This window comes from Glycomyces sambucus (assembly GCF_900102815.1).
In the GTDB taxonomy this organism is placed as follows: domain Bacteria; phylum Actinomycetota; class Actinomycetes; order Mycobacteriales; family Micromonosporaceae; genus Glycomyces; species Glycomyces sambucus.
This window is the reverse complement of record NZ_FNGF01000005.1, coordinates 142,251-160,882: the sequence shown is the minus strand read 5'-3', so window position 1 is coordinate 160,882 and position 18,632 is coordinate 142,251. Positions and strand designations below refer to the sequence as shown.

Sequence of the window (18,632 nt, the reverse complement as noted above, 5' to 3'; positions counted from 1 at the left end):
CGCGGCGGGCGCTAAAGGAACAGGCAGAAGGGGTGTCCGGCCGGGTCGAAGAGGACGCGCACGTCTTCTTGCGGCTGGAAGTCGGCGAGGCGGGCGCCCTGTTCGACGGCGTGGGCCACCGCGAGGCCGAGGTCGTCGACGTGGACGTCGAGGTGCTGGGTGGCGTGGGGGCGGCCGGGCGCGGCGGGCCAGACGGGGGCCTGCCAGTTGCGCTCGTACTCGAAGTTGAGGGTGGGGCCGTCGGTGCGGACCTGGGCCCACCCGGCCTCGGGGGGCTCGTTGGTGCCTGGGGGCTCGCTGACGGCGACCTCGGTGCCGAGGAGCCGCGCGTAGAAGTCGGCGAGCGCCCGCGGGTCGGGCGCGGTGACGGTGATCGAGGTCAGGGACAGTCGCGTACCGGTCATGGGGTGAGGGTAGGCCCGGGGGCGCCGGCGCAAACGCGTTCGGGCCCCCGGCGGCGTGTCAGGCGGCGTCCAGGGCCTCGGTGATCTTGCGGGTCATCTCGGCCATGGTGGGGCTGGGTTCGCCCTTGTGGGCGCGGTTGGCGGCCTCGACGGCGACGGCGACGGTGCGGCGGAAGTTCTCGGCCTCGGCCGGGTCCTGCTCCTGGAGGAGTTTCACGGAGGCGGTGAGGGCGGGCAGGACCTGGTCGGCGAGGGCGGCGGAGGACTTCGCCTGGAGTTTGAAGTCGCGCTTCTTCTCGGCGAGGACGTGGCCGACCGCGCCGGTGGCGGCGGTGAGGGCGAGGCTGCCGCCGGTGGCGACCTTGTGGGCCGAGCCGGCGATGCCCGCGTAGGACATGAGGGTGACGGCCCCGTAGGCGGCGGTGCGGATGGTGGACTTGTCGGCGGCGGTGAGTTCGACGGACATGATGGGCTCCTTGCGCGGGTTGCGGTCTCGTTCGGCGGTGTGCGGTCGTGCAGTAGCGGTTGCGGTGGCGGGTGCGGTCGACGCCGTCCCGGGCCGGCCGGTCGGCCGCGTCGTCTCGACGATAGGCCGGGGCCGGCGGGTGCCGGCGGGGATTCGCGTTTCGCCCACGGCGGTCGGGGTCCCGGCGCCGGTGACGGGCGGGGCGGTCCGGGCCGCGTGGTGCTCGTTCATGCCGCAACTATCGGCGGGTGCGCTGACAGGCCGCTGACACGGGGCTGACCGGGCGGCGGTGGTGCCTGACGGGCGGAGCGGCGCGGGGCCCCGGCCGGTGTTCCGGCCGGGGCCCCGCGCCTATTGCGGTGTGACGCCTGCTCGTTATGCCTGGTCGAGGTTGCCGAAGACGCGCAGTTCGGCGATGTCGATGAGCGCGCCGTTGGCGATCCGCAGGTACCGGTAGCCGTCGCCGCCGTCCGCGTCGAGGCCCTGCCAGTCGAGGTTCTTCACGGCCGGGTCGGTGAGCCGGGTCCAGTCCTGGAGGTCGTTCGAGCCTTCGAGGACGAGGTCGGCCATGCGGATCATGCCGTTGTTGTCCTGGCGGGCGAGGAGGTCGGCGCGGTCGAGGACCACGTGGGCGCCGTCGCCGAAGTCCCAGGTCAGATGGAACCGGCCGTCGATGGCGGGCACGTCGCTGAACGTGGCGGCGTTCCCGTCGAGCATCGCGGCGGCGTGCGGGGCCTTCGCGGGGTCGGGGTCGCCCGCGGCGGTGACGACCTCGGCCGCGGCGAGGTCGATGAGGTCGCGTTCGTCGGAGCCGTAGAGCGCGGTGCCGCCGGTGGCGCCGTGGATCGTCGCCGCCTCCTCGCCGTCCACTGTGGTGTGGTCGATCGCGAGGTCGAGCCGGCCGCCGCCGTCGAGGTCGCCGAGGACACCGGTCGCGTTCCACGCCAGGCCGTCCGCGGAGACCGCGTCGAGGGCCTGGCCGCCGATCGTGACCGCCACGTCGGTGATCGGGGTCGCGCTCGCGAAGGACACGTGCACCGTGTCGCCCGCGGTCACCCTGCCCGCCAAGGCGTCCGGGGAGGACACCGTGACGGTGTCGACCGTGCCGGGGACCTCGGTGCGCTCGCCGTCGATGCGGAACTCGCCGATCGACCAGATGCCCGGATAGGCCGGGTCGGTCGGGACGCCCGGCTCGTCGAGCTGGACCTTCAGGTACCGGTACGCCTCCCCCGCGTGCTCGGCGACCACGTCGATGGTCTCCGTGCGGCTCGTCTCGGTGGTCGCGTGCTCGGTGAGGAGGTCCCAGGCCACACCGTCGTTCGAGCCGTACACGTTGGTGCCCTGCGAGCGGTTCGGGAACAGCGAGCGGGCCTGGAACGCGAACGCGTCCACCGCGACCCGGTACCGCGTGCCGAAGTCGAGCGTGAACGAGCCAGAGCGCAGGTCCCCGGAGTGCGTGGTGTTGTCGCCGTCGGCGAGCGCCGCCACCGCCGCCGCGGTGATCCCGTTGGGGGCCACGGCGCCCGCGTAGTCGAACGTCCCGTCCGGGAGCGCCGGGTTCAGGAGTTCGAGCGCGTCGATCGCGGCGCGCAGGTCGGCCAGGGCCGTCTCGAACGCGGACTCGGAGCCGTGCCGGGCGGCGTCCCTCGCCGCGTCGAGCGCGGTCTCGTACGGGTCGCGGGTCACCGAGGTGTAGTCGGCGCGGCGGTCGACCCCGTCGCGGACGGCGGTGTCCACGGTCCGCTTCCGGTTGGGGGAGACCACGAGTTCGACGGTGCGCGCGGCCACGGACTCGCCGTCGTCGGCGACGATCTGCACCTCGTGGCGGCCGTTGTCGCGCTTGGCCGGCTCCCAGGTGAGGACCCCGGTCGCGGTGTCGAACTCGGCGCCGCGCGGCAGCCCGTCCGCCGAGTACGTCACGGTCCCTTCGGTGTCGGTGGCGGCGAGGTCGATGACCGCCTCGTCGCGGGCCGTCAGGTAGTAGGCGTCCTCAGTGGATTCGAAGACGGGGGCGGTGAGGTCGGTCGCGCCCGAAAGGGTCACCGAGTCCAGGTCGACGGTGGTGCCGTCCTCGCCGGTGAGGCGGTAGAAGTTGACGTTCTGGCCGCCCGCCGGGTAGGTCACGTACCGCCATTCGCCCGCGGTGTCGGGCAGTTCGAGCGAGGCGAGCGTGCGGGTCGGCGCCTCGTCCGGGTTCAAGCCCGTGGCCTCCTCCTTGTAGAGCACTTCGAGGTCCGCGGGCCCGTCGCTGCGGAACCGCAGGCCGATGCGGGCGTTGGTGCCGTACATCATGCGGGAGACGACGCTCGTGGTGCCGTCCTCGGAGAGCGAGGCCCGCGCGAACGCCGCGCCGTCCTCGGTCACGAGCGTGGTGCCGTCGTCGAGGATCAGCCCGGCGTCGGCGAACGACAATGCGGGGGTCTCGGGGAGCGGCGCGGGCGCGGTGCCGGCCAGCTCCTCGGGGAACGCCACCCAGTACTCGGGGTTCTTGTCCCCCGGCGCCCAGAAGTTCGCGACCCCGGTCCCGTACCAGTAATAGGGGCCGGTCATGCGGTCGGCGAGCTCGGCGACGTGCGGCGCCTCGGCCGCCACGTCGACGCCGCGTTCGAGCGCGTACTCGTAGTACAGCTCGTTCACCGGGTTGAACAGGCGCCCGCGGTACGCCTGCGAGATCGTGACGCCCTCGCCGGTCTCGTCGATCCACGGCGTCTCGGCGCCCATCATGAAGCCCCAGAACACGTTCGCGCCGTCGAGCAGGCGCCGGTCGAGGAAGTCGTAGGCCGAGACGGCGTCCGAGGCGCCCGAGACGGTGCCGGCCACCGGGTCGACCTTCGTGCCCTGCACTTCGAGCATCCTCGCGAGGCCGGTGAAGTTGTCGATGTTGCACTCGCCGTGGGCCTGGTCGCGGCCCATCTCGCGGACCTGCACGAACGACTCGCCGTACGGGTTCGCCGGGTCGTCGGCCGCGATGTGCGGCATGAGCGGCGCCATCGCGCCGTTGTCGTACGCGGTGTCGCCGGAGTTGACGGTGAACCACTCCACGCCCGTGGCGTAGCCCTCGGCGTCGTCGGCGTAGATCGCGGTCGCGATGCGCCCGAACAGGCCGAAGTTGTGCTGGTTCATCCAGCGCTCGTTGGAGAACAGGAACGTCTCCACCACCGGGTTCGCGAAGTTGGTGAGCAGGTTCGCGTCGTCCTCGGCCGACCAGGCCACGTCGTAGCCGTTGTAGGTGCCGGGGGTGTCGTCGTCCACGGGGTCGGTGGCGCGGATGATCTCGGCGGCCATGAGGAACTGGTACAGCGGATGCCCGGTGTGGATGTGCGCGTCGGCGAAGTACGCGTACCGGTCCGGGTCCATCCCGCCCCAGGTCCGCAGCGCCTGGATCGCGTTGCGGCGGTACACCTCGTCACCCGTGACCGTCCACATGAGCGCCTGCGTGAGCGCGCCGAACGAGTCGTTGGTCTCGCGGTTGCGCATCCCCACCTGCGTGAACGTGGGGTCGAGCGGCACATCGGGCTGCGCGGCGGACTTCGAGTTCGAGGCCCGGTAGGTGGTGGCCGCGAACGAGGTCACGCTCATCGCCGCGAAGTACGACGCCCACGGCTCCTCGCCCGCGCGGGCCATCTCCTGCGCGTTGCGCAGATCCGCGGCCGTCAGCCCCACCCCGGGGTGAGTGAACCCGGCGTCGCTCACGGTCTCGTTGACCTCCACCACGTGGTCGGTCAGCAGCCCGTCGTACCCGGCCGCCTGCACCGGGACCGGCAGCACCACCAGCCCCAGCCCGGTCGCCAGAGCGGCCCCGATCGCCATGAGCTCCAAGCCCTTCCGATGCGGAACAAGCCCGCCCGCGCCGCGCCTCGATGCACGTCGTTCCAATGCACTGCCCTCCGGATATCGACATCTACCAATGCGGACGATAGCGCTTGCGGCAGCCTGAATCAAGACCGTGACAGATAACGGTCTCTACACAATATGAAGACCGCAAGACTCACCACAGGCTTGCCGAGCCGTCCCATCATCACAGAATTAGAAACCGATATCTAGCGCTGAACGGTACCGAGGGAGCAGAGATGACCGATCGGTGACGGGTGTGGGACCGGCGCGGACACGATCGTCCGATCCGCCCACCGAAAGCGAGGCCCCATGTCGAACCCCTCGACCGACGACAAGCCCTCCGACCTCGGCGAGCGCCTGTTCGGCAAGGTCGGCATGGCCGTGGTCATCGAAGTCCTCGCCGGCCTGGTGATCGCCTTTCTCGGCCTCCAGATCGAGTTCGACGACGGCCCGCCCGACGAGACGACCTCCCTCCCTGACTACGAGCCGGTGGAGGACGTCGACCCGGAACCGGTCGATCCGATCGAGGACGAGCAGGACCAGGACGAGGAAGTGGTGGAGGAGGAGCCCGACGAGCCCGCCTTCGATGCGGCCGTGGGCGACTGCTTCCTGAACCAGGGCTCTGAGGACGCCTTCGACCTGGTCGACTCCTACTGCGACCCCGGCGCGTTCGAGGTGGTCGACGTGTACGACGGCGGGAGCACCGGGGACTGCGACTCCGTCGACCGGTCGATGTTCGGCTTCGATCCCGGCTCCGGCCGGGTGCTGTGCCTGAGCTACCTGCACCCGTGGGGCGACGCGTACTACGCCGAGTCGGGCGAGTGCGTCGGGCGCGGCGGCGACTCGTACGTGATCGCGAGCTGCGACGTCGGCAACTACCAAGTGCTCGAACGGCTCTGGGGCGGCGAGGACGCGAACAGCTGCTCCGAGTGGGAGTACTACAACGGCTCGCTCGACTTCCCCGGCTACATCGGCGAGCAGGACCTGCTGCTGTGCATGCGGATCGTGTACCCCGACGACATGGGGTACGCGCAACTCGACAACTGCCTCTACACCAGCGGGGAGGGGAACGGCAGGACGTTCGCGTTCGCCGACTGCTCCCAGGCCAACGCCTACGTCACCGGCCGCACCGGCGAGTACGACACCGCGTTCTGCGGCTCGCACGGATCGGCCTACTGGCAGAGCGATCCCTTCCCCGAGCACGCCTACACGGTGTGCTGGAACTGGCTCTGAACGCCAGACGACGCATCGAGGGGCCGGCCACTGGCGTGGTCGGCCCCCTCGGTGTCGTGCTGGGGAGTGGTTACGCGTTGACGGCGTCCTGGATCTTGCGGGCCATGTCGGCCAGCGTCGGGGACGGCTCGCCCTTGTGCGCCCGGTTCGCGGCCTCGATCACCACGGTGATCGTGTTGCGGAAGTTCTCCGCCTCGGCCGGGTCGTGGGCTTCGAGGACCTTCACCGCTTCGGACAGCGCGGGCAGGACCTGGTCGGCGATGGCGGCGGCGCTCTTGCCCTTGATGTTGGCGGCCTTGGGGTTGTCGGCGATCGCGTGCCCGACCGCGCCGGTGGTGGCGTTCAGGGCCAGCGAAGCGTCCGTGGCGACCTTGTGGCCCGAGCCGGCGATGCCGGCGAACGAGAGGAGGGTGACGGTGCCCCAGGCGGCGGTGGCGACGACGGTCTGGTCGGCGGCGGAGAGGGTGTTCGACATTTCGGTGCTCCTTCAAGCGGTTCTTGTTTCTCGGCGGTTCGCCTTGATGAAGCAACTATCGGCGGCCGCCCTGACACGCCGCTGACACCGCGCTGACGCGCCCTTACACCCAGGTCAGTCCCCCTCCGGGCTCCTCGCGAGACGCTTCAAGAGCGCCACCGTCCCCTCCTTGGCGGCGACGTCCCGCCGCATCCGCCGCAGCTCGAACGCCGTCCCGCACGCGAGCCCCGACAGCACCAGCAGCGCCAGCACCGCGACCTCGGTCGCGAACACACCGATCATCAGGCGCCCCCGACACTCTGCGCCGGAACCGAGACCGGCACCGAAGGCGCCGGGATCGCGGGCCGGGCCCCGACTCCCAGCCCCCGCACCCGCGCCACCAGCGCCTCCGGGGAGAACCGCTCCGCGATCACCCGCAGGCCCGCCGCAGCGCGCTCGGCGTGGAAGTCGGGGTCGGCCGCCAAGCGCCGCACCAGGGCCGCGACCCCGGCGGGCTCGCAGTAGAGCGCGCCGTCGCCGAACAGCTCGGCGAAGCTCGGGGCCAGGATGCACGGCACGCCGGTCGCCATGGCCTCCAGCGGCGCCCGCCCGAACGCCTCGATGTACTGCTCGTCCACGAAGTACGAGTACGCGTCGACCCCGGCCAGGAACTCGGCCGCGCCCATCGACCCGAACGGGTGCGAGGTCCAGCGCGGCGGGACCGCCCCGAGGAGCCGCGTGATCGACGCCTGCCCACCGAGCAGGTGCACCTCGACCTCGTCCGAATCCGGGTAGGCGGCGCGCAGCCGCGCGGCCATGTTGGGGAACTTCGTCACATGGTCGCGGCTGTGCCGCCCGAGCCGGAACGGCGCGCCGTCCGCGCGGACCCGGGGCCGCGCGGGGGTCCAGTCGGCGACGTCGATGGTCTCGTACCAGAAGTCCTGGGCCACATCGATGTCCGCGATCTCGGCGGCGTGGTGCGTGCGCAGCGTGTCGCGCACGGCCGGGCCGATCGCGTACCAGGTGTGCGGGCCGAGCCAGTCGGTCACGTTGCGGTGCACGGCCTCCACGCTCCACGCCGTGCCGTACCCGCCCGCGATCCCGTACTCCTCGAACGGGGTCTGGTTCACCAGCAGCACCGTCCGCGCCGCGTCCACCTGCGGCCGGTCCTCCATGAGTTCGGCCAGGGCCACCGGGAACCGGACGATCGCGAGGTCGCAGCGCACGGTGTCCGCGTGGTGGACGAGCACCACGTGCTCGCCGTCGACGAGCCGCTGGATGCGCGGGTCGATCGCGCGGTCGAGGGCCCGGTCCTTGACGGGGTGGTGCACGAGCCCGACCTTGAGCCCGGCGGCCCGGTACGCGAGGATCTCGGCCTCGTTCGCGGAGGAGGTGCCGCCGCGGAGGTTCAATGTGGACACGATGACGATGTCGCAGTCCAGTTCGCGGGGAACCCGTTCCGAGCGGATGGACCGGTGTTCGGCCAGGACGGCGAGCGCGCGGGCCCGGGCCTCGTACTGCTCCTCACTCGACGCGGCGAGTTCGGCCAGTTCGACCGCGGCGGACCCCGACCAGCCGTGGTGCAGCCGCGCCTCGAGCTGAGCCGCCTTGCGGAGCGCTCTTTCCGAGACGGCACCGGAGACCTTGGCCTGCTTGGTCTTCGCGGCCTCGATGCGGGTCCGTTCGAGCGCGCGGCGGAGCTTGAGATACGCGGCCCCGGCGAGCAGGGCGCCGGCCGTGGCGATCGCCGCCGGCACGGACACGCCGGCGGCCGAGCCGATCGCGACCAGCCCGGCGGCCCCTGCCGCGACGTTCACCGGCCGCCGCGCGGCCTGCCGCAGCCGCCCGACCACGGCGCGCACCTGCCGCCTCCGGCTCACCGAATGCCGTTCGATCTCAGGGAACGACGGCGCATCGGGCACCGGCCCAGGAGATTGCACCCGCACCCGGTCCTCTTCCAGCCCAGGGTGTTCGAACCGCAGCAGCTCCGCGTACGCCGCGGTCGGCACGGCCACGGGCGCGGTGTGCCGTGCGTCCAGGTCGATGAAGTCGAAGCCGTGTTCGGCGGCGGCGGTCAGGACGGTCTCGTGGATGAGCGACCGGTCCCCGTCCAAGCGCACCCAGTCGGGGCAGTGCACGAGCCCGATCGCGGCGCCGCGCGCGGCCCGCCGGGTGGCGTCGCCGAGCATCCGGCGCCGGGGCTCGTCCAGGGCGCTCCAGTCGGCGGCGTAGATGCGGCCGTAGTCGATCGCGAGGTTCTGGGTCCTGCCGCGCGTGATGTCGGCGCTGATGGGGAACGGGCGCGGCCGGGCCCGCGACGCGAGGTGCGGGGACGCCTCCCCCGCGGCGAGCCGGCGGTGCCAGCGGGTGAACCCGGAGTGGTACGCGAACCGGCTGGCGGACATCCAGTGCCGCGACACCTCCCCCGCCGAGAGCGTCCCGTCGGCGTGCCGCACGAGCGTGCACGGCCCGCCCTTCACGCGCGCGACGCCCTTGCGGCCGAACACGGCCTTGATCCGGAACCGGTACTCGGAGTCGGCGGTGCGCCGGACCTCGTCGTAGAACCCGACGCGTTCCAGGACCTCCTTGGCGCGGATCATGATCGGCGTCGAGCGCGCGGCGACCACCGCGGTCTGCGGGTCGATCACGAGCGACAGGTCCTCGCGCACGGCGATGCTCAGCGACTCGACCATGACCACGCGGTGCTGCTGGAGGAACGGCGCCACCTGCCGTTCGAGGCGCCGCGGGTGCGCCCAGTCGTCGGAGTCGAGGCCGGTGATGAACTCGCCCGCGGCGACGGCCATGGCGCGGTTGCGGGCCTGATAGGTCCCGGCGTTCTCGGGCTGGATGAGGAGCTTGACGCGCGGATCGAGCCCGGCGGCCTCCCGCAGCACCTCCGCGAAGTCGGGCCCGGAGCCGTCGTCCACGAGCAGCAGCTCCCAGCGCTGCCAGGACTGGGCCACGACCGAACGCACCGCGCTCAGCAGCCGCGCGTCGGGTTCGAAGCAGGTCATGACGACCGAGATGAGCGGCCCGCCCTCGACGGCGCGCACAGGGGCGGTGCGGAGCCGGTCGATGCTCGGTTCCGAGCCGTCGAGTTCGAGCTCGGGCCAGTTCGCGAACGCCTTGAGCCGCTTCATGTACGCGCGGGTGCTGCCGCCGCTGCGGGGGTGGGCGGCGTGGCAGTGGAGGGCGCCGGTGAGGTTCGCGGGGAGGTCGGGGTAGGTACGGATCAGGGCTCGTACACGCGCCCGCTGCCCGCTCAGGTACGCGGTCATCACGTGCAGCTCGCGGTACTCGATGGGCATGCGGGCGCCGAGGCGGCGTTCGGCGAGGTCGAAGAGGGCGAGCGCACGCGCCCGGTCTTCAGCGGTGCGGGCCTTGAGGCCGATGGTGGCGCCGAGCGCGCAGACGGCTTCGAGGTTCAGCGCCGCGCGGTCGAGCCGGGCGAGGTGGTCGACCGGGTTGAGCAGCGCATCCGGGTCGTCCGGGTAGGCGAGGCGCGCGAGGACGTGCGGGGCCAGGCGCGAGTTGTGGAACTGCCCCCACTCGTGGACGTCCGCGACGCTGACGACCCCTGCCGTTCCCAGCGACCGCTCGACCAGGCGGTTGATGAAACCTGTCACGAGCTGGAACTTTAGAGCCGTAGCGGCCGCGCGTGCCCGATATTCGCGGCGTGTCGCCCCGGAGGACCGTCTCCCCTGTGTGGACTGCTCGCGGACCGCCCCGATGAAGAGGGGCCGGGCGTCTCCCACCACGGATCGCCCGGCCCCGTCTGAGGGTGCCCGGTCGGGGGCCCACCTGCCCCCGACCGGGCCTTGGGGAGGGTCAGGTCATGAGGTGTCGGGGTCCTCGATGAGGACCCGGCACTGTTCTGCGAGCCACGGGCACCATTCGTCGCCGAGCCAGGTGCTCGACCATTCCGGCACGTCGTCCGCGTCGTCGGTGAACCGGCAGCACTCGCGCGGGCCGGCGCCGTCATCGACGTCGAGGAGGTACGCGTTGATCCGCTCGGCGCGGCCCGGATGGTCGGCGCCGAGGTGGTAGAGCGTGAAGACCGCTGGGCCCCTCCGGAAGTCGCCGAGGTAGCCGTCGATCCCGGGCTTGCCGTCTGAGCGCAGGTTGTACGGTTCCCCGTCTGGGGCGGCCGGCTCACCCATTGCAGAAGCGGGTCGGGGCGGCGGTGTCGACGACGCGCCTGCCGCGGTAGAAGACCCGGAACGCCTGCTCTTCGAGCCAGATCTTGTCCTGCGGTTTGAGGCGGGCCCAGTACTGGCCCCAGGTGGCTTTGAGGTCGCCGGAGTTGAGGCCGGTGATGATGAGGACGATGTCGTCGCGGCCCCCGGCGATCACCTGGAACGAGTCCGGGGCGTGCGCGCTTGAGGCGCGGACGGTGTAGGTCCGATAGTCGTCGCGGAATGAGCCCCGGACCAATTCGGTCGTGTCAGCCGTCATGCTCGTACTCCATTCGGGAGTGTCGGATATCCGATCGAGCGGTACCGGAAGGCCGTCACCCGCACGGGTGTCGACTCGGCCTTCCGGCGTTACCCACCAATCGAGAGCCACATCCGGCGACTCCCGTGACTCCAAGTTAGGCGACGTTTCCGCTGGTAGCAACAAGACACGGCCGCTTAGTTCTTCCCGAAGACTTCACTCTCAAAATTTTTGCCCAAAATTTTTAGGCATCAAGCGACCTCAAATATTTTGGGGCGCAGCGACTTAGCGCAAAGGCGCCGGTTTCGCAATTGGGCCTCATATGCAATCATGATCAGCCAGCAACGCACTTCCCACCGAATGCGGGGTACATCTCATGACCAGGCTTTCACTCGCCAACTGGTATGGCATTCAGGACCTCACCGACTGCATCAACGACAGCGGCGCATCTGAGTCCGAGGTCGCTCGGGCGTTGGATGTCAACCCGCAGACCATCACCAACTGGAAGATGGGCAAGGGCCAGCCTTCGGTCGGGGATGTCCGCGAGATCATCACCCAGTTCGGTGGGGCCGATGAAGAGCGGATTCAGTATGTCCAGGAGGTGGTCCGCACCAAGAAGGCTGACCGGCCTGGGCTGGAGTTCGATCCACGGTTCAACGTGATTTTGCTATCGAAGGGAGAGCGACACTACAACTACACCTTCATGTGGGAGCCGGACACGATCCCGGGCCCGTTTCAAACCGACGCCTTTCACTTCAAGGTCCTCCAACCCTTGGATGGAAGCAGCGATGAGGGAGCACGTTTCGGCAGGGACTTCAAAGTTCGGCGAGCAGAGGCACTTCGCCAGCGAATTGACCCCTTCAAGTCGCAGGTGGTGATCGGAGAAGCCGCCCTCATTTGGCTTCGAGAACTCGATCAGGGAGACAGGCGCGAGCAACTAGACCTACTGCGGGAATGGAACGCCCTCCGAAACTTCGAGTTCCGCGTGATGGCCAGACCGCACACTCTCCGAGGACACTTTGTGCTCTTCCTACCCAAGGGAAGTGCAAGCGCGGGCCCGAGTTTCGTCTTCACGGAGATCCGTGATCGAACCTCATGCATCGAGGAGTTGAAGCGCGTGAAGTTGTACCATGAGCCAATCGAGCCGAACTGGCATCGTGCAACACCACTGGAGGAGTACCTCGATGCAAAGCGCGACCGCTTGGCGTAAGAGCACCCGCAGCACAGGCACCAATAACTCAAACTGCGTGGAGTGCCGTCAGACCTGGCGCAAGAGCAGTCGGAGCAGTGGCACCAGCAACTCCAACTGCGTTGAGGCACGGCACACTCCCGGAGCCTTCCAGGTCAGGGACTCGAAACTGGGTGAAGCCTCCCCCATCTTCGACCTCGCCGCTGGCGACTTCGCAAGCCTGCTGACCGCTGCCGGTCGCTAGGCCCGCACCAAGCCCACGAGTAAGGGGCCCGTCCGTTCCGGATGGGCCCCTTACTTTTGCAAATTTCACGCCTGAGTCCATATGAGACTCGGCGACACACCGCACACGGGGGTTGACAAACCCACAGATCGCTCATCATGCTGGCATCAACACGTTCGGTGACCATGTCACGGTCGTGTCAACCGCACAGGCGCTCAGATGAAGCGCCGCCCAGTGGCCTACAGCTACCAACTTTGTCCACCGGGCGGCATAACACAGAAAGAAGAATTCTGATGTCATCGACGACGATACCGTGGCCGACGCTGCCCGAAAACCGTCTGACACCCGCCCAGGGGAACCTTTCGGGGTACGTATTCCGCACCGCGCCCTACGACCTGCACGACCCCGGCCCCTGGCTCTGGCGTACTTCCCCCGGCTACCGGCCCGACAGCAGAACCGGCCGCCACCGCCGAGGCGAAGCCCCCGACCCCTGCCCGACCTCGCCAAACACCCGCCCCCGGCGCCCGAGTCCGCGACCGACCCGAGCCACCTCAACCCCGGGCCACACCCCCACCACCCCGGCTCCAGCAACCAACCACCACCGCAAATCCATCTCTACCTCCGCCCCCACTTTTGTCCCCGCCCCCTTCTCCGATTCCGCCTTCAACCCCGACCCCGACCGCGCCCCCGACCTCAACATCGACTTCGGGAAGCTGCGCGAACAGGCGTGGTCCCGCTTCCTGGCGTCCTCGGAATGTCTCGCACAAGCCCATTGTGCGACCCGTCCCGCGTCGCTCCGAACCCGTCTGACCAGGAAGTTCCGGAACCTCATCGCCCTCCTCAGCGGCCGAACCTCTCCCTCCCAGAGGCGATCGGTCCCCGTGCCGGGGTTCCAATAGCCTTGGTACATGCGAAAAGGCTGGGCGTGGGCGGTGTTCGGAGCGTTCGCGGTGCACAACCTCGAAGAGGCCCTGACCGCACCCGCATTCCTCGAAGACCTCCCGCCCGACCTCCCCATCCCATGGCCCTCACCGGGTGCCTTCCAAATCGCCACAGCCGCAGTCACACTCATCGGCCTCGCCCTGGTGCTCTTCGCAACTCGCACCGGAAAAACCTGGCCGATAACAGTCCTCGCCACGATCATGCTGATCAACGTCGCCCTCCCCCACCTCCCCCTCGCCGTCATCAACAACGGCTACGCCCCAGGAGTCGCCACCGCCCTCCTGCTCAACCTCCCGATAGACCTCCTCTGGCTCACCAGATTCCGCAAGACCGACTGATCCGGTCAGCGGCGGACCGGGTAGCGCAGGTGGAGGATGCGGCTGCCCTGGATCACCTCGGCGGGGTCCTCCAGCAGGTGCTGCGCGTCGACCGACCCGAAGTAGCGCTTTCCGGAGCCGAGCACGGCGGGCGCGACGTCCATGCGCACCTCGTCCACGAGCCCCGCAGCGAGCATCTGGCCGCCGACGTCGCCTGCGGCGACCTCGACAATCCGATCACCTGCGAGTTCCTGCGCCTTGGCCATCGCGGCCTCGATGCCGTCGATGAAGTGGAAGGGCGCCTCGGGGAACCAGCCCTCGGGCCTGCCTCGGTGGGACACGACCACGACATGGTCGATCCCGGCCGGGGGCACGCCGTCCCAGCCGTTCGTGAGGTCGAAGACGTGGCGGCCGGCGATGGTCACCCCGATGGCGTCCCAGTACGGCTTGATGTAGTCGTACGAGGTCTGCGAGACCTTCACGAAGCCGCTCTCGTCAAGCGGCACATCACCACTGAGCAGCCAGTCGAACAGCGGACCGGGCTGGTCGCCCGCGTCCGCGATGAACCCGTCGACCGACACCGATGCGTACATGACCACTTTTCCCACGGGACTCTCCTCTATCGCTGAAAGTCTCAAGCTAACGCCTCGCGGGCCGCAGGTCTTGTAAGAAATCAATCGGCCGGGAGGGGCCAACTGTCGAGCACGTGACCTGGATGTTCGTGCATGAACTGGCGTCGGAGTTCCAGGTAACGGGTCGGCGTGAATCCGGTGAACTCCCGGAACTCATGTCCGAAGTGGGCCTGGTCGAAGTAGCCAGCGCGACCGGCGAGCGCGGCCCAGTCGACCGGCTCGGCGGGGTCGATCCCGAGCACGGTGACGGTGAACCGGTAGCTGCGGGCGAGCCGCTTGGGCGTGACGCCGATGAGTTCCTTGAACCGTTGCGCGAGATGGGTACTGCTGACCCCGGCCGCCGTGTTCAGGTCTCCGATCGACACCGCCCCTCTTGCCCTCGCGATAACGCTGCTCGCATGGCGGACCAAACCCACCCCTGCCGTCTCGCGCAACCGCCGCATCAGCTCGCCCTCAAGGATCGTCAGCATCTCCTGCGGCCCCGCTGCGGAGTGCAACCGGTCCCGCAACTCGTCAACCGCGGCCCGGCCCCACACCTGCTCCAAGGTCACCGGCCTGTCGCACAACTCGGCCGCGGGCATCGACACGAACGGCGCCAGCCCCCACGGTTTGAAGTGCACCCCGACCGACCTGGTCCGCGGCGGGTACCCGAACGCGACCGCGCGGGTAGGCATGGTGAACACGCACCCGTCGGCATACTCAGCCGTCGCGGCATCGGTCCCGCCCCGAATTCGAAACGGTGGCCCCAGATTGACGATGAGCAGCGCCGAAGGGTTCGCCGGCAGCGTGAGCATTGAATACGGCGACGCGCCCTCCAGGTAGTAGAGGTCGTCGACAAACCCGTCCAACGGCGGCCGCGGCACCCGCGACACGTACTCCATGCCCCTAGTATCCCGCCACAGCACTCGTTCGGAGGCGGAGAATGCCATCAGGTGGGTCGGATGGCGAGCAAGGCGTACCAAGGCACAGGGGAGGCATTGGCGTGAGCGATGAGATTGCGGCCTGGGCGGTCACCGATGACCCCGAGAAGCTGGCGAAGCTTCTGGAGGCGTGGGACACCGGGCGCCTGCCCCTCGAAGCGAAGGCCCGCGAACTCGGCCTTGCGCCGGACCCGTCCCGGGGTCAGCGGGACTCGATCTTCATCTACGAGACCGCCGCGGGCCGGCGCTACCCGATGTGGGAACCCGGCCCTGACCTCGGCGACATCGAGTCCGACGACACCGGCGACGACTCGACCTGGGAGGGCCCCGATCCCTGGGCGGTATGAGGATGCCGACTAAGGCGGTCAGCTCGTGAAGACCGGTTCCTCTGCTTGGCGGAGGTGGTTGAAGACTTTTGCGGGGACCTTCAGGGCCGCGTCGGGGTAGGTGTCGCGGGACTTGGCGGCTGTTTCGGGGTCTGCGGTGATGGTGGCGAGGTGGTCGAGGAGGGTGGCGAGGTCGTCGGTGATGGGGTCGGCGGGGCCGGGCATGGCGCCCCAGAGGTCCCATGGCAGGAGTTCCATCTTGGCGAGCGCGGCCACGTCGCGGATGAGGTTGCCCGCGATCCACCAGAGGCCGTGGGTGCCGTCGCCGGGGAAGCCGCAGCGGGCCGGGTCGAGATTGCCTGCGCGGCAGCGGAGCCAGGTCTCGCCTGCCACGGCGAAGGCACGTGGATCGGCATTCGGAGCGGTGGTGCTGCCGCGGGGGACGTCGGCGGGGTTGAAGGCGGAGCCGAAGGCGATGCCGAGGCGTTCACGCAGGGCCGGGTCGAGTTGGGCGTCGGCGAGGTGCCAGCGCCCGGCGCTCCAGCACTCGACCACCCAGTGGTCGATGTGCCAGCCGGGCATGAAGTAGGTGGCGAAGCCGCAGCGGGCGCGGGCCGGAATGCCGTGGGCGCGGAGGGCCGCGACCGGGAGGAGCGTGAAGTGCCGGCAGCAGCCGATGAGGCGCTGATCCGGTTGGCGCGCTTGGGTGAGCGGGCCGGTCGGGGCGAGGTGGTCGAGGATCTCGGCGGTGCTGCGGAGGTGCCCGGTGGGGCGGTCGGGGTGGCCCGGTTCGTGAACGAGGAGGCCCTGGACGGCTTCCAGGAGCGCCAGGACCTCGGCGGGGAGGCTCGTGAGCGCGGGTTCGGCGGTGGTGAGGGGGCCGGGTGCCGCGTAATAGGCGAGTTCGTCCTGTGTGGTCATCGCTGGCTCCGTTCTGAAGGTGGATCGGAGACTAGCGACATTTTGCGGGGGATTTCAACATTTCCCTGGTCAGGGGCATAAGGCGTCTGCCTGAGACCCAGCGGCGGACCGGCGGCGTTCAAGGTGCGAGTGGGTCGTCTCGTCGGTGCCCGCCGGGCCCAGCGCGGGCCGCAGCGGCGCAACGGTTCTGGCGCCACAGGAGTGAAGGCGCTCACGCCCGATGAATTCATCGCTGTCGCGTCGTCAACACCGGCAACACCCGTTCACCACCCCCTTCACCGTCCCGAGGAGCCCTCGATGCCCACGACCACCGCACCCCCCACCCCGCTCACCGCCTCGACCCGCGGCCTGCTGGCCTGCGGGGTCGCCGCCGCGCCGCTGTTCGTCGGGGCCACGCTCGTGCTCGCCGCGACCCGCGACGGGTTCGACCCCGTCGTGCACCCGCTGAGCCTGCTCAGCGTCGGCGAGCACGGCTGGCTGCAGATCACCAACTTCATCGTGTCCGGGCTCCTCGCGATCCTCGGCGCGGTCGGGCTGCGCCGCGCGCTTGCCGACGGGCCCGGGTCGAAGTGGGGCCCGAGGCTGTTCGGGCTCTACGGGATCGCGCTCGTGTGGGGCGGCGTGTTCGTGTCCGATCCGGCGTTCGGGTTCCCGGCCGGGACGGCCGAAGGCGCGCCCGCTTCGCAGAGCTGGCACAGCATCCTGCACGCGTTCGCGGCCCCGGGCGCGGGCCTGACGCTGCTCGTCGCGTGCTTCGTCCTAGCCCGCCGGTTCGCCCGCGAGGGCCGGACCGCTTGGCGCGCAACCTGCTACGCGGTGCCCGCGCTGTACCTCGGGCTCACCGCGGTCTCGTTCGCGGCGGCCGACTACCGGTGGATGCTCGCGGGCGGGGCCGTCATCTGGCTGTGGGCCTCGGCCGTGTGCCTCCAGGCGATCCGCGCCAAATAGGGATGAAGACCGGGCGCTCCGGCCTCAGCCGAAGCGCTCGGTCTTGATCCGGTGCGAGTCGTGCCCGAGGGCGACCAGCGCCCTCGCGGCCGTCTCCACGAAACCGTTGGGGCCGCACACGAAGCACACGGGCTGGAAGTCCGGCGGCCAGCCGTGCGTGTTGAGGTCGGCGAGGCCGATCCGCGCCGGTGGACGCAGCGCCCCTTCGGGGGCCCGGCGCGTGTAGAGGATCGCGGTCTCCAGGCCCGTGGCGTCGGGCCGCGCGAGTTCGTCCGCGTAGATGACGTCCGCGGGCGTGCGCACCGAGTAGACCAGCCGGAACGGCGTCCGCGAGCCCGCGGCGCGGCGCTCGCGGATCATCGCCTGGAGCGGGACGATCCCCGAACCGCCCGCCACCAGCAGCACCGGGGCCGTGTCGGTCGGCCGCCACACGAACCACCCACCGATGGGGCCCTTCACCTCCGCGTACGCGCCGATCGGGAGGTCGTCGCACAAGTAGGTCGAGACCTCGCCGTCGTTCACGCGCTGGATCGTGAACTCGACCAGGCCGTCCCGCGCGGGCGCGGCCATCGAGTACGAGCGCACCGCCGTGTAGCCGTCGGCCGCGGTGAGCCGCAGGTCCGCGTGCTGCCCGGCGAGATGGCCGGGCCAGTCCTCGGGCTCGAAGACGAGCGTCACCGCCGTGGCCGTCTCCTCCCGGCGCTCGACCAGGCGCGCCTTCTGCCAATCGCCGTCGGCGGCCACGCTCAGAACCCCGCCTGGTAGCGCTGCTCCAGCCACGGGTCGCCGTAGTCGTGGTAGCCCGCGCGCTCCCAGAAGCCGGGCCGGTCCTCGGTGTGCAGCGTGATCCCCGAGACCCACTTCGCGGATTTCCAGAAGTACAGGTGCGGGACGAGGAACCGCGCGGGCCCGCCGTGCTCGGCGTGGAGCGGCCGGCCGTCGTAGCCCGTGGCGACCCACGCGCGGCCGTCCGTGATGTCCCGGAAAGGGAGATTCGTCGTGTACCCGTCGAAGGAGTGGACCACCACGTAGTCGGCCTGCGTCTCCAGCCCGGCCAGGAGCGTGTCCGCGGAGACGCCGCGCCAGGTCGTGTCGAGCTTCGACCACCTCGTGACGCAGTGGATGTCGACCGTGGGGGTCTCGTGCGGCAGGGCCGCGAACTCGTCCCACGTCCAGACCCGGCGCTCGCCGGTCTCCGAGGTCACCGTGAACGTCCACCGGTCGGTCTTCACCGAGGGCGTGGGCCCGGCGGAGAGCACCGGGAAGTCGTCGGTCAGGTACTGGCCGGGCGGCACGCGGTCGTCCACCGCGCGCCGGCGCCCCTGGAAGCCAGGTGTCAGATCGGTCATGGCCGCCTCCCGCCGCAATCGTAGGCCGCGGCGGGGGCGG

At 70.0% G+C, this 18,632-nt stretch carries 19 protein-coding genes; 6 read left to right on the top strand and 13 right to left on the bottom strand.

The window, feature by feature from the left end:
- Nucleotides 1-11: 11 nt before the first annotated feature.
- The 3 genes from BLS99_RS16060 to BLS99_RS16050 all read right to left on the bottom strand — a co-directional run bounded on the left by BLS99_RS16060 (nucleotide 12) and on the right by BLS99_RS16050 (nucleotide 4,680).
- Nucleotides 12-404, bottom strand: coding sequence for a VOC family protein (locus BLS99_RS16060; RefSeq protein ID WP_091051947.1), 393 nt, complete (start codon nucleotides 402-404; stop codon nucleotides 12-14).
- 58 nt (nucleotides 405-462) lie between these two features.
- The gene (locus BLS99_RS16055) at nucleotides 463-870 is read right to left on the bottom strand and encodes a hypothetical protein (protein ID WP_091051944.1); all 408 of its coding nucleotides are present in this window, start codon (nucleotides 868-870) and stop codon (nucleotides 463-465) included.
- Nucleotides 871-1,245: 375 nt separating this feature from the next.
- A complete protein-coding gene (locus BLS99_RS16050) occupies nucleotides 1,246-4,680 on the bottom strand; it encodes a putative Ig domain-containing protein (protein WP_143034836.1) in 3,435 nt (1,144 codons plus the stop codon).
- Between the two features lie 333 nt (nucleotides 4,681-5,013).
- Here BLS99_RS16050 and BLS99_RS16045 point away from each other — a divergent pair, with 333 nt between their 5' ends.
- The gene (locus BLS99_RS16045; protein WP_091051940.1) at nucleotides 5,014-5,937 is read left to right on the top strand and encodes an LppU/SCO3897 family protein; all 924 of its coding nucleotides are present in this window, start codon (nucleotides 5,014-5,016) and stop codon (nucleotides 5,935-5,937) included.
- A gap of 70 nt (nucleotides 5,938-6,007) precedes the next feature.
- On the opposite strand, the gene BLS99_RS16040 is transcribed toward BLS99_RS16045, so the two are convergent.
- The 5 genes from BLS99_RS16040 to BLS99_RS16025 form a co-directional block, all read right to left on the bottom strand.
- Nucleotides 6,008-6,412 (bottom strand): hypothetical protein, encoded by a 405-nt coding sequence (locus BLS99_RS16040; RefSeq protein ID WP_091051937.1) that lies wholly within the window; start codon nucleotides 6,410-6,412, stop codon nucleotides 6,008-6,010.
- Between the two features lie 114 nt (nucleotides 6,413-6,526).
- Nucleotides 6,527-6,694, bottom strand: coding sequence for a hypothetical protein (locus BLS99_RS26315; protein WP_176953387.1), 168 nt, complete (start codon nucleotides 6,692-6,694; stop codon nucleotides 6,527-6,529).
- Nucleotides 6,694-10,017 (bottom strand): glycosyltransferase, encoded by a 3,324-nt coding sequence (locus tag BLS99_RS16035; protein WP_091051934.1) that lies wholly within the window; start codon nucleotides 10,015-10,017, stop codon nucleotides 6,694-6,696. The genes BLS99_RS26315 and BLS99_RS16035 overlap by 1 nt, the downstream gene beginning before the upstream one ends.
- Before the next feature lie 207 nt (nucleotides 10,018-10,224).
- Entirely contained in the window at nucleotides 10,225-10,551 is a 327-nt protein-coding gene (locus BLS99_RS16030; protein ID WP_091051931.1) for a hypothetical protein, read from the bottom strand.
- Nucleotides 10,544-10,846 carry a hypothetical protein gene (locus tag BLS99_RS16025; protein WP_143034835.1) on the bottom strand — a complete coding sequence of 101 codons (303 nt, stop codon included), beginning with the start codon at nucleotides 10,844-10,846 and terminating at the stop codon, nucleotides 10,544-10,546. The genes BLS99_RS16030 and BLS99_RS16025 overlap by 8 nt, the downstream gene beginning before the upstream one ends.
- A gap of 355 nt (nucleotides 10,847-11,201) precedes the next feature.
- On the opposite strand from BLS99_RS16025, the gene BLS99_RS16020 reads away from it, so the two are divergent.
- The 3 genes from BLS99_RS16020 (at nucleotide 11,202) to BLS99_RS16010 (ending at nucleotide 13,517) form a co-directional block, all read left to right on the top strand.
- Entirely contained in the window at nucleotides 11,202-12,035 is an 834-nt protein-coding gene (locus tag BLS99_RS16020) for a Scr1 family TA system antitoxin-like transcriptional regulator (protein WP_091051926.1), read from the top strand.
- Nucleotides 11,956-12,258 carry a DUF397 domain-containing protein gene (locus tag BLS99_RS16015; protein WP_342761283.1) on the top strand — a complete coding sequence of 101 codons (303 nt, stop codon included), beginning with the start codon at nucleotides 11,956-11,958 and terminating at the stop codon, nucleotides 12,256-12,258. The genes BLS99_RS16020 and BLS99_RS16015 overlap by 80 nt, the downstream gene beginning before the upstream one ends.
- 887 nt (nucleotides 12,259-13,145) lie before the next feature.
- Nucleotides 13,146-13,517: an HXXEE domain-containing protein gene (locus BLS99_RS16010; RefSeq protein WP_091051922.1), complete on the top strand. Its 372-nt coding sequence runs from the start codon at nucleotides 13,146-13,148 to the stop codon at nucleotides 13,515-13,517.
- 5 nt (nucleotides 13,518-13,522) lie between these two features.
- Here BLS99_RS16010 and BLS99_RS16005 read toward each other — a convergent pair whose 3' ends face one another.
- Nucleotides 13,523-14,104: a dihydrofolate reductase family protein gene (locus tag BLS99_RS16005; protein ID WP_091051919.1), complete on the bottom strand. Its 582-nt coding sequence runs from the start codon at nucleotides 14,102-14,104 to the stop codon at nucleotides 13,523-13,525.
- 65 nt (nucleotides 14,105-14,169) lie between these two features.
- Nucleotides 14,170-15,009, bottom strand: coding sequence for a helix-turn-helix domain-containing protein (locus BLS99_RS16000; protein WP_091051916.1), 840 nt, complete (start codon nucleotides 15,007-15,009; stop codon nucleotides 14,170-14,172).
- 101 nt (nucleotides 15,010-15,110) lie between these two features.
- On the opposite strand from BLS99_RS16000, the gene BLS99_RS15995 reads away from it, so the two are divergent.
- On the top strand, nucleotides 15,111-15,395 hold the full coding sequence (locus tag BLS99_RS15995) for a hypothetical protein (protein ID WP_091051914.1): 285 nt from the start codon (nucleotides 15,111-15,113) through the stop codon (nucleotides 15,393-15,395).
- An 18-nt stretch (nucleotides 15,396-15,413) separates the two neighbouring features.
- On the opposite strand, the gene BLS99_RS15990 is transcribed toward BLS99_RS15995, so the two are convergent.
- A complete protein-coding gene (locus BLS99_RS15990) occupies nucleotides 15,414-16,295 on the bottom strand; it encodes a transglutaminase-like domain-containing protein (protein WP_091051911.1) in 882 nt (293 codons plus the stop codon).
- A gap of 297 nt (nucleotides 16,296-16,592) precedes the next feature.
- Between BLS99_RS15990 and BLS99_RS15985 the strand changes: the two genes are divergently transcribed.
- Entirely contained in the window at nucleotides 16,593-17,243 is a 651-nt protein-coding gene (locus BLS99_RS15985; protein ID WP_091051909.1) for a DUF998 domain-containing protein, read from the top strand.
- Nucleotides 17,244-17,267: 24 nt separating this feature from the next.
- Here the strand turns inward: BLS99_RS15985 and BLS99_RS26655 are convergent, their stop codons facing one another.
- Nucleotides 17,268-17,987 (bottom strand): ferredoxin reductase, encoded by a 720-nt coding sequence (locus BLS99_RS26655; protein ID WP_218126536.1) that lies wholly within the window; start codon nucleotides 17,985-17,987, stop codon nucleotides 17,268-17,270.
- A gap of 2 nt (nucleotides 17,988-17,989) precedes the next feature.
- A complete protein-coding gene (locus tag BLS99_RS26650; RefSeq protein WP_091051904.1) occupies nucleotides 17,990-18,592 on the bottom strand; it encodes a sulfite oxidase-like oxidoreductase in 603 nt (200 codons plus the stop codon).
- Nucleotides 18,593-18,632: the final 40 nt, after the last annotated feature.